The organism is Streptomyces sp. NPDC051173, assembly GCF_040689515.1.
GTDB lineage: Bacteria > Actinomycetota > Actinomycetes > Streptomycetales > Streptomycetaceae > Streptomyces.
The window spans coordinates 1-16,825 of record NZ_JBFBBD010000046.1 but is presented as its reverse complement, the minus strand read 5'-3'; the positions used below and the strand labels follow the sequence as shown (position 1 = coordinate 16,825).

The following is a 16,825-nucleotide window of genomic DNA, read 5'->3' as shown; positions in this document are numbered from 1 at the left end:
TCGCTCCAATGGACTGATGGGCATCTGGGCCGAGGCACAGCGCCAGCAGCAGCGCGAACGTGAGGCCGCGCACCGGGAACGGATACAGGCCCAGCGGGAGCAGGAGCGGCAGCAGCGGGCGTACGAGCGCGAGACCGCGCGGCTCGACCGGGAACAGCGCGCGGCGTACCGCCAGCGGCGCGAGGCCGAGGCCACGCGCCGTACGGAGGAGCTGGAGGGCCGGGTCGCGGAGCTGACCGGGCTGCTGGCGGCCGGTTGCGCCGCGCCGGCGTTCACCCCGGCGGCGCTCCGCAGGCCCGAGGAGGTCGACCCCTTCCAGCCGGGGCACCTGGTGCACCCGGTGGCCATGCCCGACCCCGGTCAGTACCGCTTCGCGCGCCAGCAGTTCGAGCGTGACTGGCAGGCCGCCCAGGCCGCCGAGGCGCAGCGGCAGCGGCAACTTGCCGCGTACCGGCAGCAGTACGACCAGTGGGCCGCCGGACAGCTGGCCGAGATACGCCGGTACAACGCGGGCGTCGCGGAGATGACCGAGGCACTGCGCGAACGCGACCCCGACGCGGTCGTCGACTACTTCTCCGCCGCTCTCTACGCCTCTTCCGCCTGGCCGCAGGAGTTCCCGCACCAGATCTCCGCCGCGTACGACCCGGGCGCGCGGCAGTTGGTGCTGACGTCGGAGCTGCCGGGGTACGACATCGTGCCGGAGGCGAAGTCCGTGCGGTACATGCCGACCGCCGACCAGGACAAGGAGACGGCTCGCCCGGCCGCCCAACGCCGGGCCCTCCACCGGGACGTACTGGCGCAGTGCCTGCTGCTGACGGTGCGTGAGCTGTTCGCGGCCGACGGGTTCGGGGCGCTGGAATCCGTGGCGCTCAACGGCTTCGTCGACGACCACGACCCGGTCACCGGGCGGCGGGCACAGATCGTCCTGGCCACGGTCTCCGTGTCGCGGCAGCTCTTCGAGGGGCTGCACCTGGCGCAGGTCAGCGCCGTCGACTGCCTCGTGGACGGGCTGGGCGGCCAGCTGTCCACCCGCCCGGACCAGCTCGCGGCCGTGCGGCCGGGGCGGATGCCAGACGAGGTGGGCCGGGGCGTGGTGTCGCACGGCGGCGGTGACGACCCGGACCTCTTCGAGATGGACCCGATCGAGTTCGAGGGTCTGGTCGCCCAGCTGTTCCGGGCCCGGGGGATGCGGGCCGTGATGACGACCCGCTCCAACGACGGCGGCGTGGACGTCGAGGCACTGGACCCGGACCCGATCAGCGGCGGCCGGATCATCGTGCAGGTGAAGCGGTACCGCAAGACGGTGCCGCCGACGGCGGTGCGCGATCTGTACGGGACGGTGCAGGGCGCGGGCGCCAACAAGGGGGTGCTGGTGACGACCTCGGGGTTCGGCCCCGGTTCGTACACCTTCGCCAACGGGAAGCCGCTGACCCTGGTCTCCGGGGAGGAGCTGGTCGGCCTGCTCGGCAGGCACGGGCTGCGCGGGCGGCTGGGCGGCGGTCCGGGCACGTCGGCGACGGCCGCCGCAGCGCGCCGGGCCCCGGACCCCGAGCCCGCGCCCGAGCCGGAGCCGGAGCCGGCGGCCGGTGATCACAACGTCCTGGGGATGTCGTGGTCCGGCCGGGTCGCCCTCGACGTGTGCGCGCTCGTCTGCCAGGGCACGCGGGTGCTCAGCGACGACCACTTCGTCTTCTTCAACAACCCGGCCACCCCCGACGGCTCCGTACGCGCCGTGGCCCCCTCCGCCGGGGACAAGGCGGCGGTCCGGGTCGCCTTCGAGTCCCTGCCGCGGGACGCGGACCGGCTGGTCCTGGTCGCCGCGATCGACCCGGCCGTCAACCCGGACGCCGACCTCTCGCAGTTCACGGACGCGCGGATCCGGCTGTCCGATGCCGTTGGAGCGGAGCTGGGCCAGCTGGAGGTCTCGGACGGGCGGCCGGGCGAGACGGCGCTGGTCCTGGGCTCTTTCCGGCGCCGGGCGAACGGTGACTGGGATTTCGTGCTGGGGGGTCAGGGGTACCGGGGTGGCCTGGAAGAGCTTGTGCAGGGGTTCGGGATCGAGGTGGCTTAGCGTTTCGGTTTGGGCGGGGCGTGGCGCCTGCGGCGGGCTTGTTCCCCAGCCCCGCCCCTTCCCGGCTGCATCTGATCTGCGGCTCCGCCGCGTGGGGGCGCGTGCCCCAGGCCCCCGGCTGCGGGTCGGTGGGCGCCTGCGGCGAGCTTGTTCCCCTACCCCGCCCCTTCCCGAAACTGGGGCGCTGCCCCAGACCCCGAGTTGCGGGTCCGTTGCCGCCTGCGGCGGGAGCGGCCTGCGGCCGCGTCCTCAAACGCCGGACGGGCTGAAAAGAAAAGATGGCGCACCCGGCGGGAAGGAACGGCGTGCCCAGCTGGAATGAAGGCGCACCCGGCGGAAGGAACCGGCGCGCCCGGCCGAAGAGACAAGGCGCGCCCCGACGGTCTACGCACCCACCGGCCGTGAACGTACCCACCGGCGGAGGGGGTGGGGCCGGAGGGTGAGGTTCTGGAACGCGGTGCGTAGTCACAGCACCCAACACGTAAGACAGCGCCACGCACCGCGTTCCAGGTCCTCAGCCCGGAGGCCACACCCCCGGTCCAGCCACAAACCAGCCCGGCCGGCGCTTGAGGCCACGCCCGAAGGGCGCAACGCACCCCAGCCACGACCACAGCGAAGCGCACTTATCCACAGTCACCCATTCGGGTAAGCGAACCCTCGTAGACTGCAAAAATGGCCGACCCCACCCAGACCTCCCGCCCCGCCGACCCCAGCGAAGCGCTCGGCTGTCTTCAGCGCGTCTTCGGCTACGACGCGTTCCGAGGCGACCAGGAAGAGATCATCGAGCACGTCGTCGCAGGTGGGGACGGTCTCGTGCTCATGCCCACCGGTGGCGGCAAGTCACTCTGCTATCAGATCCCGGCGCTCGTGCGGCCCGGCGTGGGTGTGGTGATCTCGCCACTGATCGCGCTCATGCAGGACCAGGTCGACGCGCTGCGCGCGCTCGGAGTCAGGGCGGGGTTCCTGAACTCCACGCAGGACCTCGACGAGCGGCGGATGGTCGAGGCGGAGTTCCTGGCGGGCGAGATCGACCTGCTCTATCTGGCGCCGGAGCGGCTGCGCGTGGAGGCCACGCTGCGGCTGCTGGACCGCGGCAAGATCTCCCTCTTCGCGATCGACGAGGCGCACTGTGTGGCGCAGTGGGGCCACGACTTCCGGCCGGACTATCTGGCACTGTCCCAGCTCCACGAGCACTGGCCGGACGTGCCGCGCATCGCGCTGACGGCGACCGCCACGGAGGCCACGCACGCGGAGATCGCGGGACGGCTGAAGCTCCAGGACGCCCGGCACTTCGTGGCGAGCTTCGACCGGCCGAACATCCAGTACCGCATCGTCGCGAAGGACGACCCCAAGCGTCAGCTGCTGGAGCTGCTGCGCACGGAGCACCAGGGCGACGCGGGCGTGGTCTACTGCCTGTCCCGCCGGGGCGTCGAGGACACGGCGGCCTTCCTCGTGCAGAACGGCATCGACGCCCTGCCGTACCACGCGGGTCTCGACGCGCGGACCCGCGCCGCGAACCAGGCGCGCTTCCTCCGCGAGGACGGCGTGGTCGTGGTGGCCACGATCGCGTTCGGCATGGGCATCGACAAGCCGGACGTACGGTTCGTCGCCCACCTCGACCTGCCGAAGTCCGTCGAGGGGTATTACCAGGAGACCGGCCGTGCCGGGCGCGACGGCCTGCCGTCCACGGCCTGGCTGGCGTACGGGCTCCAGGACGTCGTCCAGCAGCGCAAGATGATCGACGGTTCCGAGGGCGACGACGCCCACCGCCGCCGGCTCGGCGCGCACCTCGACGCGATGCTGGCCCTGTGCGAGACGGTGGAGTGCCGCCGGGTGCAACTGCTGGCGTATTTCGGCCAGCAGAGCACCGCCTGCGGCAACTGCGACACGTGCCTGACGCCCGCCGAGACGTGGGACGGCACCATCGCCGCCCAGAAGTTCCTGTCCGCGGTGCTGCGGCTGGCCCGGGAGCGGCGGCAGAAGTTCGGCGCGGGGCAGATCATCGACATCCTGCTGGGCAAGAAGACCGCGAAGGTCATCCAGCACGACCACGACGGCCTGACGGTCTTCGGCATCGGCACCGAGCTGAGCGTCGCGGAGTGGCGGGGCGTGGTCCGCCAGCTGCTGGCGCAGGGGCTGCTGGCCGTCGAGGGCGACTTCGGCACGCTGGTGCTCACCGACGCGAGCGCGGAGGTGCTGGGCAGGCAGCGCGAGGTGCGGCTGCGGCGCGAGCCGGCCCGCGCCGCGAAGAGCGCCTCGCGCTCGTCGTCCGGTACGGGTAAGAAGAGCGCGCCCGTCGACCTCCCGGCGGAGCTGGTCCCGGTCTTCGAGGAGCTGCGCGCCTGGCGCGCGGCCACCGCCCGCGAGCAGGGCGTTCCCGCGTACGTGATCTTCCACGACGCGACGCTGCGGCAGATCGCGACGGCCTCCCCCACGTCGCTGGAAGAGCTGTCGGGAATCAGCGGAGTGGGCGAGGGCAAACTGGCGAAGTACGGCCAGCCGATCCTGGACCTGCTGACGTCCCTCCGGTCAGCGGAGTAGCCCGGGGCGACTCCGCCGTTGCTTCCGGGTGCGCGGGGCTTCCCCCGGCTGCGTCCGATGTGCGGCTCCGCGGCGTGGGGGCTCCGCCCCAGCCCCCTTGTCTGCGGGCCGGTTGGCGCCTGCGGCGGGCTTGTTCCCCACCCCGCCCCTTCCCGAAACTGGGGCTGCGCCCCAGACCCCGCAACACGCTTCGCGCGTTGTCCTCAAACTCCCCCAGCTACCGCTGGGAGGCACCCCCGGACGGAGTCTGGGGGAGGTAGCTGGGGGAGTTTGAGGACGCGGCCGCAGGCCGCCGCCGCAGGCCGCCGCCGCAGGCGGCAACGGCGGGACAGCCGGGGGCCTGGGGCACGAGCCCCAGTTCGGGAAAGGGCGGGGGGCTGGGGAAAGCCCGCCGCCAGGCGACCCCCTACCCCGCCACCGGCCGTGGCGAAATGCGGTGCTGCGCCGCAAGCGTCGCGGCGCCGAAGCGCGCGTCAGGCCGCAGGGCGTGCTCCCTCGCGCACGCCTCCGTGAATTTGAGGACGTGTTCGTCGCCGTGAGCCACCGCCCGGGCGACGAGTTCGCCGAAGGGCGGGACGTCCGTCTCCGTCGCGTCCCGGGCCACGGTCGCCTCGCCGCCGCGGTCGCCCGTGAAGGCGAGCAGCAGCGCGGTGTGCACGTGCCAGAGGGCGGCGAGTGAGGGCTCGTGGAGCTCGTCGGGCAGGTGGGGCAGTACGAGGCGTACGGCGGCGGGCGCGGTGACGCCGTGCACGAGGGGCACCGCGGGGAGCTCCGGGTGGGCGAGGTAGACGCCGGCGAACTCGGTGGTCATCTCGCTGAGCAGCCACTGCGTGCGCGCCGGGGCGAGGGCGTCGAGGGCCTCGGCGTAGCCGGGGAGCGTGTCCACGGCGGCCAGCCGCCGCGCGGCGACGCCCGGGACGAAGTCGCCGGTGTGCGGGGTGCGGGGCAGGGCGGCCACCGCCCCCGCGAGGTCCCGCGTACCGCGCATCCGGATCTCGCCGGGCAGGTGGGCGAACCGGGCGGCCCAGTAGGCCAGGCCCCTGGCCAGCTCGGTGAGCTGGCCAGGGGTGGGCCGCGGGGCGGCGGCGAGGGAGCGCACGGCGTGGGCGGTGCGGATCACGCCGTGGGTGAGGCCCGCGAGCAGTCCGGGCAGCAGCCGGGGCCACCAGCGGGCGAGCACCTCGCGCCAGGGGGCGTCGGCGAGTTCGCGGGCGAAGAGACCTTCCCAGTCGCCGGCGCGGGAGAAGTCCCCGAGGGCCGGGCGCCAGGAGGCGGGGTCGGCCGGGTCGAGCGCGAAGCGCGGGGCGGGCACCTCGTGGTGGGGCATGACGGTGCGGTAGCCCTCGACCCACGCGGCGACCTCGTCGCCGTGGCCGAGCACGGCGAGTGCCTCCGCGCCCATGGGGCCGTGATTGGCGAGGTCGCCCTGGGCCCCGCGTTCGTAACCGAGGTCGTGCATGCGTTCCAGCGCGTCGTTGACCGCGTCCTGGTAACCGATGGACGGCATGGTGGAGCCCCCTGTCCAGAAGTTCGGATTCCCGAATGGTTTGGATTTACGAAGCATCTACAATCACAGTATGCCGCACGCCGCCGAACCCGGGAAACACCGGCTCCCCACCCCCGAGGAGACCGAGGCCATCGGCCTGGTCCCCCTGCTGGCGCCCTACATCCGCCAGGCCACCGCCGAGATGCCCGACGAGCTGCGCGCGGTCTTCGACACCCACAACCTCACCGCGCGGCACGGCGCCGTGCTGCCGCAGCTGATCGCCGAACAGCCGCTGGCCGTGAGCGAGCTGGCGCAGCGGCTGCGGTTGTCGCTGTCGACCACGAGCGAGCTGGTGGGCGCGCTCGACCGGGCCGGCCTGGTCGAGCGCCGCGAGGACCCCGCGAACCGGCGCCGCACGCTGGTCGCCGTCGCGGAGCACCGCCTGCCGGTGGTCGAGGCGTTCATCGCCACCCGCTCCCTCCCGCTGCTGCGCGCGCTCGACAGCCTGTCGCCGCGCGACCGCGCGGGCTTCATCGCAGGACTGACCGCATGGGCGCGAGAGGTGCGGGACCGGCCGGCCGGGCGCGCGGGAAGGGCTCCCGCACCGAAGTGAGGTGCGCGTAGACGACGACGTTGCCCAGATACGCGTGGGCGTCCGTGTCGAAGCCGCCGCCACAGGTGATCAGCCTCAACTCGGCCCGCGCGGAAGGTCCGTAGACCTTCTCGGACGGGAAGTCGTCGTTGCCGTACACCTCGATCGCGTCGATCGTGAAGACCGCGGTGCGGCCGTCGGCGCGGGCGATCTCCACGGCCTGCCCCTTCTTCAGGGCGCCCAGGCTGTAGAAGGCGGCGGGGCCGGCGGCCGTGTCGACGTGCCCGGCGACGATCGCGGTGCCGGGCGCGCCGGGCGTGGTGCCGCCCGCGTACCAGCCGGCGAGGTCGCGGTCGTCGTCCGGCGGGCCGGCGAGGCTGCCGTCCGCCAGCAGGGGCAGGGGCCACGTCGGGGCGTCGACCTGGATGTCCGGGATACGGACCCGCGTCGGCGGCGAGGGCGGCAGCGGCGGCACGCTCGGGCCCATGCGGGGTACGGGCGCGCCGGGGCGGTACGGCGCGAACGCCTGGGCGGCGGACGGCTGCGGGGGCGGGCCCTGGACTCCCGCGCCGTGCCGGATCAGCCAGCTGCCGAGGCACAGGGCGACGGCGAGGACGGTGGCGACGATCGCCTTGCGGCGGGCGTCCACGGACGGGGGGCGCGGCTCATGGGGCGCTCGGGCCGCGCGGGCCTCCCGGGCTTCCTGGGCTCGCTCGGCGCGGGCGGTGCGTGCTCGGGCGTGGCGGGTCTTCCGCGTCTCGCCCATCGGAGCCTCCGCGAGTTTTCGCCCCCTGGGTGCGGGTTGTCTGCGCCTGCGGCGGGCTTGTTCCCCAGCCCCGCCCTTTCCCGAAACCGGGGAGACCCCGGACCCCAGCGCCCTGCGGGCGCGTCCTCAAACGCCGGACGGGCTGAATTCGCTGGTTACGGTCCGCACCATCCAGCCCGTTGGGGGCACCTCCCAGCGGTAGCTGGGGGAGTTTGAGGACAACGCGGCGAAGCCGTGTTGCGGGGTCTGGGGCGGAGCCCCCACGCGGCGGAGCCGCACATCAGATGCAGCCGGGAAAGGGCGGGGCTGGGGAAAAGCCCGCCGCAGGCGCCAGCAACCCGCACCCCCAGCCGCAAGCCAGACGTCAGATCCGCCCGCCACCCCCACACCGCCGCAAGAACCACGTACCGCCCACCGCCGCCGTCGCCAGGACGGCCGCCCCGGCCATGATCTCCGTCAGGCCCGAGTTCTCGCTCGTGGAGCCGACGCCGGTCTTCACGCCGCCCTTGGGGGGCTTCGTGGTCATCATGCCCGCGCTCGCGCCCATACTCGGGCTGCTGCTGCTCGCGCCGCCGCTCCCGCTGCCGACCATCAAGTCACCCGTGGCCTCCTTGCCGTTGCGGCATTTGACGCCGATGCCGTACGTGCCGGACTTCGCCTTGGCGGGGACCGTGAACTGGCCGATGACGGACTCCTTGCGGATCGTCGGTTTCAGCGCGAAGGAGGCCGGGCCGCCGACCGCGCTGGCGTCACCCGTGCCCGAGCCGTCGGGGCCGCAGGCGGTGGTGTTCACCGTGACCATGGCGCCTGGCTGGGCGGGGCTGGGGCTGACCTCGAGTTTCCCGAAGTCCCCGGCGAGCGCGGGGGCGCCCGCCAGCCCGAGGGCCGTCATGGTCAGAGCGGCCCCGGTGAGCATTCGTGCAGTACGCATGCCTGTCCTCCGAGAACGCGGACGCGGCACACCGATGTGCCACCGAAGGCGTGAGGATTTCCGCGCTCCTATGAGCCGAGGGAAACCGTGTTCCCGGCCCGCCGCACCTTGACGTCACATCAGATCGACCACCCCCGGCGAGCCGCCCGGAAGGCGTAACGGCAGGTCACCAGGGGTGACCGTACGACTACCGGAGCAACCTCCCCGGGGCGCGGCAAACGGGTGACCCTCCGCCGTGCGGCGGCCGCGCGGACCGCACGCCCCCGCAGCGCCCACCCACCGCGCCCACCCACCGCACGCGCCCGCCACCGCGCCCCGGAGCGCGCGAGCGCAGGTCCGGACCGCGACCACACAGAACGGTGACCCCTGGGTCACAAGGGGTCACTTCGCGCCGGGTCGCGCGTATGCTCTGCGCCCATGGGGGAGGAGACCGAGGTCCCCGTCAACGGCCATACGTTCGAGGAGACTTGGCGGGTTCGTATTTCCACGCCCGGCGGCGAGATGCTGGGCGCGGGCATCCTGGTCAGTGCCGACACCGTACTGACCTGTGCCCATGTCATTCCCTGGGACGGCGGGCCGGAGCCCACCGCCGAGGTGGTCGCGGAGCTCGTCGGCGTGGCCGGGACACCGGCCGTGCGGGCGCGGGTCGCCGAGCGGTGCTGGGTGCCCGAGCTGGCGGACTCCCGGGGTGACGTGGCACTGCTCAGGCTCGCCGAGCCGCAGGACGCCCGGCACGCGGCGCCGCTGCACCGCGTGGCGCCGTCGCCCGGCCGGGCCGTGCGGATGTGCGGCTTCCCGCGGACGAGGGGGCTGGCCGACGGGGTGTGGTTCCGGGCCACGATCGCGGGTCCGAGCGGACCGCGCGGGGAGTGGGTGCAGCTCTTCCCGGCCACGCCGGAGGAGACGGTGCGGCCCGGGTTCAGCGGGGCGGCCGTCACCGACGCGGAGACGCACCGGGTGCTGGGCATGGTCGTCAGCCGCTACGACGACCGGAGTTCGGCCGCGCCGGACGGCAAGCTGCACCTGTCGTACATGATCCCCATCGAGACCGTCGTGCGGTATCTCCCGCTCATCGGCGACCACGTGACCGGCCGCCGCGGCAACTCGCTGCCGCCGGTGCCCTCGGGGGCGCCCCGCGACCGGGAGTTCGCGCGCTGGCTGGCCCGCTGGTTCCGGGCCGCGGAGGGCATGCGCGACGTCGAGGCGATCGTCATCAAGAAGGGCGAGGCGGCCCGTGCCGCGACGCTGAGCCGGGCGGTCGCGCTGGCCGACCGCGAGGTGGTGGCCGACCCGCCCCGCGACCCGCCCCCGCCGGTCCCCGCGCGCACCGGGAGGGACCCGCGCGTCCCCGCGCCCCGCTCCCCCGCGCGGCCGGGCGGCGGCACCAACGGCCACGTCGTCACCCGGGCGCTCGACGACACCGTGCCCCCCGTCGGCAGCGTCGACCTCGCGCTGGACGTGTCCGGGGAGACCGTCGCGCAGTTCGCCGAGCGGGTCGCCGACCGGCTCGGGCTGCGGACCGGGAACGGCGACTCCGTGGTGGGGCGGTTCGGTGACATCCGTGCCGTGCCGCTGACGATCGTCGCGGAAGGGGTGGACTACGCGGCCGACCCCGTCGCACTCGTCGAGTTCACCGACCTGCTGGCCGCCCGCGGCGCCCGCCTGTTGCTCGTTTTCCGCGACCCCGACTCGCAGAGCCTGGAGCTGGCGCTGAGGATGGCCGACCCGAGCAAGGACGAGATCGCCGCGCGGCTCGACCGGGTGCGCGACCGCATCGAGCACATCGCCCGCCGGGAACGCACCGCGTACGACAGGGCCGCCCTGATCGCACCCGTGCGTCCGGCGCCGCGGGAGGCGGCCGGGCTGCGGCTGGACCTGACCGGGCTGCGCCACGACCCGGAGCTGGGCAGCAGACGCTTCCTGCCGAAGCTCGCGGCGTTCGAGAGCGCGGTGGAGTCGGGGCTGCTGCGGGTCGAGGAGGCGATCGGCCGGGCCGAGGCGGCGATCGCGCGCCGCGACGAACTGCGCGGGCGGCTGGAGGCGTTCTTCGCGCTGCTCGCCGTCCGCAGCCTGGAGGAGGAGCAGGCGGCGGCGCCGCTCTACCGCGCGGCCCACAACCTCCTCTACCAGGCGCCCTGCGAGCTCACCGAGGCCGAGGAGGCGGTGGAGGGCTTCGCGGAGGCCGTACGGCGGCACACCCACCGCCCGCGAGGGGGCGAGCGGCCGTGACCCTGACAGGAGCATCCGACTGCGACCGCCCAGGCTGCGAGGGCTGCTCCGCCGACGGCACGGGCTTCTGCCGGGTGACCGGGCGGCGGATACTCCCTCCGGCGCGGCGCCCGCCCGTGGAGAGCCCGCCCACCGCGGGCACCCGGCGGCGGATCGCCGCCGACCGGCTCTTCAGCGTGGAGCCCGCGGGCGACGGCCTGCTCGACCTGCCCTTCGTGCGCACGCCCACCCCCGAGGCGCTCGTCGTGCCCGACCCCCAGGTGCCGCTCGGCGGCAAGACGTGCGGCTACGAAGGCTGCACGGCGGTCGTCGGCCGCCCGCACGCCGGCCAGCCCGCCCTCGCCACCGGCTACTGCTCCCACTGCGGGCACCCCTTCGACTTCACCCCCCGCCTCGCCGCGGGCGACCTCGTGGGCGAGCAGTACCGCGTCGTCGGCTGCCTCGCCAACGGCGGCCTGGGCTGGGTCTACCTCGCCCACGACACCCGGCTGGAGAACCACCCCGTCGCCCTCAAGGGCCTCATCCACACCGGGGACCCCGTCGCACTCCACCTCGCGGGCGAGGAGCGCCGCTCGCTCACCCGCCTCGACCACCCCGGCATCGTCCGCATCATCAACTACGTGACCCACCCGGCCCGGGACACCGCCGAGGACGACGGGCGCACCGGCTACATCGTCATGGAGTTCGTCGGCGGCATGCAGCTGTCGCAGGTCAAGGAGCGGATCGGGCGCGGGGACGGCCCGTTCGGCGGGCCGCGCGTCTTCGAGCACGTCCTCGCGTACGGCTGCCGCATCCTCGACGCGCTCGGCCACCTCCACCGCGAGGGCCTGCTCTACTGCGACCTCAAGCCCAACAACGTCATGCACCACGAGGACCGGGTCAAGCTCATCGACCTGGGCGCGGTCCGCCGGACCGGGGACCAGGACGGCACGATCCTGGGCGCGCGCGGCTTCATCGCGCCCGAGGTCGCGCACCACCGGGCGGCGGGGCTGTCGCCGCGCTCGGACCTCTTCAGCGTGGGGATGACGCTGCGGGCGCTGTCCGACGAGGCGTCCCCCGCCGACCGGCCGCCGGGCCTGGGCGGCGAGTCCTACGAACGCGCCATCGCCCGCGCCACCGCCGAGGACCCGCGCGGCCGCTACGCCTCCGCCCGCGACATGGCGGAGCAGCTGCGCGGGGTGCTGCGGGAGATCCGCGCGCTGCGTACGGGGCGCGAACACCCCGAGCCGTCCACGCTGTTCGCGCCGACGGCAGCCCTGATGGACGCGTCGCTGGGGCGCGTGCCGCCGCTGGAGCGCTGGCTGAGCGGTCCGCGGCGGCCGGTACTCGGCCACGGGCTGCCCGCGCCGGACCGGGTGCCGCTGGTCCTGCCGGTGCCCTATCCGGACCCGGCGGACCCGGGCGCCCCGCTGCTCGGGCAGCCGACGGCCAGCGGGCCGAGGCGGCTGATCCAGCAGCTCTACGCGTCGGACCGCAGCTCGGTGGAGATCCCGCTGCGGCAGTGCCGGGCCCATCTGGAGCTGGGCGAGCCGGCGGAGGCGGCTGAGCGGCTGGCGGCGGCCCGCTCGGCGGTGGGCACCCCGGCGCCGTACGACTGGCGACTGAGCTGGCACCAGGGCCTGTTGCACCTGGCCCTGGGCGAACCTGCCGAGGCGGAGGGCGAGTTCGACCGCGTCTACGCCGACCTGCCGGGTGAGTACGCGCCGAAGCTGGCGCTGGGCTACTGCGCGGAGCACCGCGGTGACGCGCCCGCCGCCGAGCGCTACTACCAGGCGGTGTGGCAGCGGAACCGGTCGCAGGGCAGCGCCGCGTTCGGCCTCGCGCGGCTGCGGCTCGCGGACGGCGACCGCAGGGGCGCCGTCGAGGTGCTGGGCGGGGTGCCGGCGGTCTCCCGGCACCACGACGCGGCGCGTACGGCGTGCGTCCGGATCCTCGGCGGGCGGCTGTGCCCGGACGGCGCGCGGCGCCTGCCAGAGGTGGCCGACCTGACGGAGGCGCTGGTGCGGCTGCCGCGCCTCTATCTCGACGAGGGCCACGCCGCGGGCCCGGCCCGCGACCGGCTGGAGGCCGAGCTGCTCGACGTGGCCCTGGACTGGATCCGGGCGGACTCGACACCCGCTGCCGAGCGGCGCTGCGGCACGCTCTTCGGCACGGACGACGAGGAGTTCACCATCCGCACCCGGCTGGAGGCGAAGCTGCGCGGCCTCGCCCAGCAGGCCCGCACCCCGGACGGCCTTGGCGCCCTGGTCGACCTGGCCAACCGCGTCCGCCCGACGACCCGCGTCTGACCATGGGGAGACCGATGAACCGAGCGAACGGCTCCGCCGGGCCGGGCAGGCCCGCGCTGACCGCGCTGATCGGCCAGAACTGGTATCTGCCGGCAGGCTCCGGCACCGTGCCGGCGCACGCCATCCTCACCGTCGAGGCCGGGGGCATGCATCCGCTCGCCCGGCGTGCCGAGTCCGCCGAGGTCATCGTCATCGACTGCTCGGGGTCGATGAACTCGCCGAGCACGAAGATCGCGGCGGCCCGGCGGGCGGCGGCCGCGGCCGTCGACGTGCTGCGCGACGGCACCCGGTTCGCGCTCGTCGAGGGCACCGCGCAGGCCCGTGTCGTCTATCCGGGCGCCGGGCGGATGGCGGTCGCCGGACCCGACTCACGGGCCGACGCCGCACATGTGGCGGCCGGCCTGGTGGCCGCCGGGGGCACCGCGATCGCCACCTGGCTGGACTGCGCGCACGGCCTGCTCGCCGCCGAGGACACCCCGATCCGGCACGCCCTGCTGCTGACCGACGGCCGCAACGAACACGACCGGCCGGGCGAGCTGGAGCGCGTCCTGTCCGCGTGCGCGGGCCGGTTCCGGTGCGACGCGCGGGGCATCGGCGAGGCGTGGGCGGCCACCGAGCTCCGCGAGATCGCCGCCAGGCTGCACGGAGTGGCCGACGCGGTCGAGAACGACTCCGACCTGGAGGCGGAGTTCCGCACGATGATGACCAGCGCCATGGCCAAGGCGCTGCCGGACGTACGGATCCGGGTCAGCCTGCGCGACGGCAGCGAACTCCGCTTCGTCAAGCAGGTCTTCCCCACCGAGCTCGACCTCACCGCCGAGGGCGTGCGGACGGACCGGCGCACGTGGGAATTCCCGACCGGGGCGTGGGGCGACGAGTCCCGCGACTTCCACCTGTGCGTCACCGCCGACCCGGACGGCGACCCGCCGGGCGAGGAACTCCAGCTCGCCCTGGTCACGTTGGTGACGGCCGGCACCGACGCGGCCCCCGCGCCCGTAGCGCTGCCGGACCCCTGTCAGCTGAAGGTCGTGTGGACCGACGACCGCGCCCTGTCGACGCGCGTCCACCCACGCGTCGCCCACTACGACGGGCACGCGGAGCTGGGCCGGTCCGTGGTCGCCGGGTGCGAGGCGTACGAACACGGCGAGCCGGACGCGGCGGAGGCCGCGTGGGGGCGGGCGGTGCTCCTGGCGCACGAGCTGGGCGACGAGAAGACACTGCGCAGACTGCGGCGCCTGGTGACCGTCACCGACGCCGTCCGCGGCGAGGTGCGGGTACGTCCCGGCCTGTCGACCGGCGACCTCAACGCGGCCTGGGTGACGGCCGGTCACAGCACCCAGTGGACCGAGGAGGCCCAGCCGCCACCACCGCCGGAGGAGGCCCCGGACCTGGTGTGCCCGGTCTGCTCCCGCCGCTCGGCAGCCGGGGCCAACGTCTGCGCCGAGTGCGGGCACCGCTTCGCCCCGCCGCCCGCCGGCCCGACGGCATGACCGGCGCCTCCGGCACCCGCCCGTACCTCATACGGCGCCTGGCCACCCTCCTCGTCGGCACCCTCCTCGCCTGCGCGGCCCTGCTGACCGCGTACTACGGCGTCAGCCGCAACTCCCCCGCGGTGAACGGCCGGACGACACCGGCCATCGTGGAGATCGCGGCCGCCGAGACCTCGCTGAAGGCGTCGTTCACCGCCGCGAGGAGCAGCCTGACCGGTCCGGCCGGGCCCGTCGAAGGGGCCGGCGAGGAGTACCGGGCCCAGCTCAACGCCGCCAACCAGGCGCTGGAGAAGGCCACCATCAACACCGTCGCGGGCGACGACGGCCGGCAGACCCTGCGCACGGCCTCCGGCCTCGTCTCCTCCTACGGCTATCTCATCGAACAGGCCGTCCGCAGCGGCACCGACGCGGTGCTGCGCGACGCCTACGTGGCGAGCGCCCACTCCACGCTGACGCGCCCCGGGAGCGGCATCGTCGACCGCCTCGAAGAGGTCCAGCACGACCAGCGCGGGGTGCTGGACGAGCAGGTGTCGTTCGGCTGGCTGCTGACCCTGGCCTGGATCACGGCCTTCGCCCTGTGCGCGGGGCTGATCCGGCTGCTGGCCGACACCCAGCGCACGCTGCGCCGCCGGTTCCGCCGCCGCGCCAACCCGGCCCTGGCCGCGGGCACGGCGCTGCTGGCCGCGCTCGCGCTGACGCTGGCCGTCCTCGCCGTCCAGATCCAGGGCCGGCTGCACGCGGCGGCCGCGCACATCGAGCACGACCGGACGCACGGCGGGATCCGCGCGGAGACCCTCCACTGGGTCAACGGCACCTTGCGGAGCACGCAGTGGCGTGCGGCGCTCACGGGCTACGTGGTGCTCGCCGGCGTGCTGATCGCCGCGCTGGTCCTGATCGGGCTCCAGCCGCGCATCGACGAGTACCGCTTCCGGCACCCCGTCCCGGCCGGGCACGCCGAGAGCCCGATGAGCGTGCTGCTGGGCACGCGGGACCGCGGGCAGCCGGTCACCGCCGCGCTGCTCGCCTTCTGGCTGGTGGTGACCGGGGCCGTGGCCTACGGCGACCGGCAGGGCGAGCACCCGGGCCGGGTGACGGTGCTCGCCTCTTGGTCCGGCCTGGAGCAGCAGCGCTTCGAGAAGGTCCTCAGGGCCTTCACCAAGCGCACGCACCGCGCCATCAGCGTCAGCTATCAGGGCACCACCGCCCAGCGCGAGCTGCTGCTCTCCCGCGAGCGCACGGGCGACCCGCCCGACATCGCCATCCTGCCCAGCCGCGGCGAGGCCGCCGACTACGCCGCGCGCGACGCGCTCACGCCCCTCGACGGCGTCCTGCCGAAGAGCACCCTGGACGCGTACGGCCCGCAGTGGACGTCCCGGGCGGCCGGCCGGGTCTACGCCGTGCCGGTCAAGGCCGAACTGAAGAGCATCGCGTGGTACGACGCCGCCGCCCCGCCCCCGGACCTGCCCGCCCTCGCCGCCGACGGCACCCACTGGTGCGCGGGCATGGGCGGCGACGACACCTCCGGCTGGCCGGGCACCGACTGGATCGAGGACATCCTCCTCCAGCAGAGCGGCACGCGGGTCTACGAGCAGCTGGCGAACGGCGGGCTCGCGTGGGACTCCGACGTGATGGCCAGGGCCTGGCGGACCTTCGGCTCGATCTTCACGGCGGGCCCGGCCCGGACGGCGCTCGCCGAGGACTACACCCAGGGGCTCTTCCACGCTTCCGGGCCCGGCGCGTGCGTCCTGGAGCACCAGGGCACCTTCATCCGCAACGGCTACCCGAAGGACCGGCACCCCGACTTCGTCCCCAGCCCGCGGCTGCTGCCCGGCGCGGACCGGAACTCCACCGCGCGCGAGGTCTCGGCGGACTACGCGGCCCTCTTCCACGACAGCCCGGAGGCACGGGAGCTGCTGCGCTTCCTGACCACGGAGGAGGCACAGCGGGTGTGGTCCGAACCGGACAAGGACCGGCCGGGGAACCCCTTCCGCCCCTTCTTCCCCTTCTCCAAGAACCGCCCTTCACCGCCCGTCCCGCCCGACGAGCCACTGAACGCCCACATCGACCGCGAACTCCGGAGCGCGGGCGCGCTGTGCCTGGACGCGTCCGACTCGATGCCGCCGCGAATGCGGTTCGCTTTCCAGCACGGGGTTCTGGACTACTTGAGCGCGCCGGCCCCGTCGAAGCTGGGGCAGGTCCTGCGGGACCTGGAGACGGTGCGGCGGGGAATCCCACCGCGCGAGGATCATGCTTGCGGCAGCGGGTAGCCCTGCGGGCGCTTTGTTCCCCAGCCCCGCCCCTTCCCGAAACTGGGGGCAAGCCCCCAGACCCCCACAATCCAGCCCGTCCGGCGTTTGAGGACGCGCCCGCAGGGCGCTGGGGTCCGGGGGGCACAGGGTGATTCCGGACCGCATAGCGGTGGAACCGCACA

At 74.4% G+C, this 16,825-nt stretch carries 10 protein-coding genes; 7 read left to right on the top strand and 3 right to left on the bottom strand.

Annotated elements, in window-relative coordinates; genetic code table 11:
* Window positions 1–16 precede the first annotated feature (16 nt).
* Both AB0435_RS22570 and recQ read left to right on the top strand, forming a co-directional pair.
* Complete coding sequence (locus tag AB0435_RS22570; RefSeq protein ID WP_366005955.1) at window positions 17–2,071, top strand: restriction endonuclease; 2,055 nt, start codon at window positions 17–19, stop codon at window positions 2,069–2,071.
* A gap of 672 nt (window positions 2,072–2,743) precedes the next feature.
* Window positions 2,744–4,612 carry a DNA helicase RecQ gene (gene recQ / locus AB0435_RS22565; protein ID WP_366427810.1) on the top strand — a complete coding sequence of 623 codons (1,869 nt, stop codon included), beginning with the start codon at window positions 2,744–2,746 and terminating at the stop codon, window positions 4,610–4,612.
* A 406-nt stretch (window positions 4,613–5,018) separates the two neighbouring features.
* Here the strand turns inward: recQ and AB0435_RS22560 are convergent, their stop codons facing one another.
* Window positions 5,019–6,119 (bottom strand): hypothetical protein, encoded by a 1,101-nt coding sequence (locus AB0435_RS22560; RefSeq protein WP_366005957.1) that lies wholly within the window; start codon window positions 6,117–6,119, stop codon window positions 5,019–5,021.
* Between the two features lie 70 nt (window positions 6,120–6,189).
* Here AB0435_RS22560 and AB0435_RS22555 point away from each other — a divergent pair, with 70 nt between their 5' ends.
* Window positions 6,190–6,711 carry a MarR family transcriptional regulator gene (locus AB0435_RS22555; RefSeq protein WP_366005958.1) on the top strand — a complete coding sequence of 174 codons (522 nt, stop codon included), beginning with the start codon at window positions 6,190–6,192 and terminating at the stop codon, window positions 6,709–6,711.
* Here AB0435_RS22555 and AB0435_RS22550 read toward each other — a convergent pair.
* Window positions 6,629–7,456, bottom strand: a complete 828-nt coding sequence (locus tag AB0435_RS22550; protein ID WP_366427809.1) for a class F sortase — start codon at window positions 7,454–7,456, stop codon at window positions 6,629–6,631. The two genes, AB0435_RS22555 and AB0435_RS22550, sit on opposite strands and share 83 nt — an antisense overlap.
* A 364-nt stretch (window positions 7,457–7,820) precedes the next feature.
* Complete coding sequence (locus tag AB0435_RS22545) at window positions 7,821–8,387, bottom strand: hypothetical protein (protein WP_366427808.1); 567 nt, start codon at window positions 8,385–8,387, stop codon at window positions 7,821–7,823.
* A 417-nt stretch (window positions 8,388–8,804) separates the two neighbouring features.
* Here AB0435_RS22545 and AB0435_RS22540 point away from each other — a divergent pair, with 417 nt between their 5' ends.
* From AB0435_RS22540 to AB0435_RS22525, 4 genes are read left to right on the top strand one after another with little or no spacing between them, the layout of a single operon-like run.
* On the top strand, window positions 8,805–10,616 hold the full coding sequence (locus tag AB0435_RS22540) for a serine protease (protein ID WP_366005961.1): 1,812 nt from the start codon (window positions 8,805–8,807) through the stop codon (window positions 10,614–10,616).
* On the top strand, window positions 10,613–12,904 hold the full coding sequence (locus AB0435_RS22535; RefSeq protein ID WP_366427807.1) for a tetratricopeptide repeat protein: 2,292 nt from the start codon (window positions 10,613–10,615) through the stop codon (window positions 12,902–12,904). Before AB0435_RS22540 ends, AB0435_RS22535 begins: the two co-directional genes overlap by 4 nt.
* A 14-nt stretch (window positions 12,905–12,918) precedes the next feature.
* A complete protein-coding gene (locus AB0435_RS22530; RefSeq protein WP_366427806.1) occupies window positions 12,919–14,394 on the top strand; it encodes a vWA domain-containing protein in 1,476 nt (491 codons plus the stop codon).
* Window positions 14,298–16,661 carry an ABC transporter substrate-binding protein gene (locus tag AB0435_RS22525; protein ID WP_366427805.1) on the top strand — a complete coding sequence of 788 codons (2,364 nt, stop codon included), beginning with the start codon at window positions 14,298–14,300 and terminating at the stop codon, window positions 16,659–16,661. Before AB0435_RS22530 ends, AB0435_RS22525 begins: the two co-directional genes overlap by 97 nt.
* Window positions 16,662–16,825: the final 164 nt, after the last annotated feature.

Bases quoted from the DNA above. Each gene is read 5' to 3' on its own strand.
- AB0435_RS22570 (WP_366005955.1), top strand. From the start codon at position 17: ATGGGCATCTGGGCCGAGGCACAGCGCCAGCAGCAGCGCGAACGTGAG.
- AB0435_RS22555 (WP_366005958.1), top strand. From the start codon at position 6,190: ATGCCGCACGCCGCCGAACCCGGGAAACACCGGCTCCCCACCCCCGAG.
- AB0435_RS22530 (WP_366427806.1), top strand. From the start codon at position 12,919: ATGAACCGAGCGAACGGCTCCGCCGGGCCGGGCAGGCCCGCGCTGACC.
- AB0435_RS22550 (WP_366427809.1), bottom strand. From the start codon at position 7,456: ATGGGCGAGACGCGGAAGACCCGCCACGCCCGAGCACGCACCGCCCGC.
- AB0435_RS22560 (WP_366005957.1), bottom strand. From the start codon at position 6,119: ATGCCGTCCATCGGTTACCAGGACGCGGTCAACGACGCGCTGGAACGC.
- AB0435_RS22540 (WP_366005961.1), top strand. From the start codon at position 8,805: ATGGGGGAGGAGACCGAGGTCCCCGTCAACGGCCATACGTTCGAGGAG.
- AB0435_RS22545 (WP_366427808.1), bottom strand. From the start codon at position 8,387: ATGCGTACTGCACGAATGCTCACCGGGGCCGCTCTGACCATGACGGCC.
- recQ (WP_366427810.1), top strand. From the start codon at position 2,744: ATGGCCGACCCCACCCAGACCTCCCGCCCCGCCGACCCCAGCGAAGCG.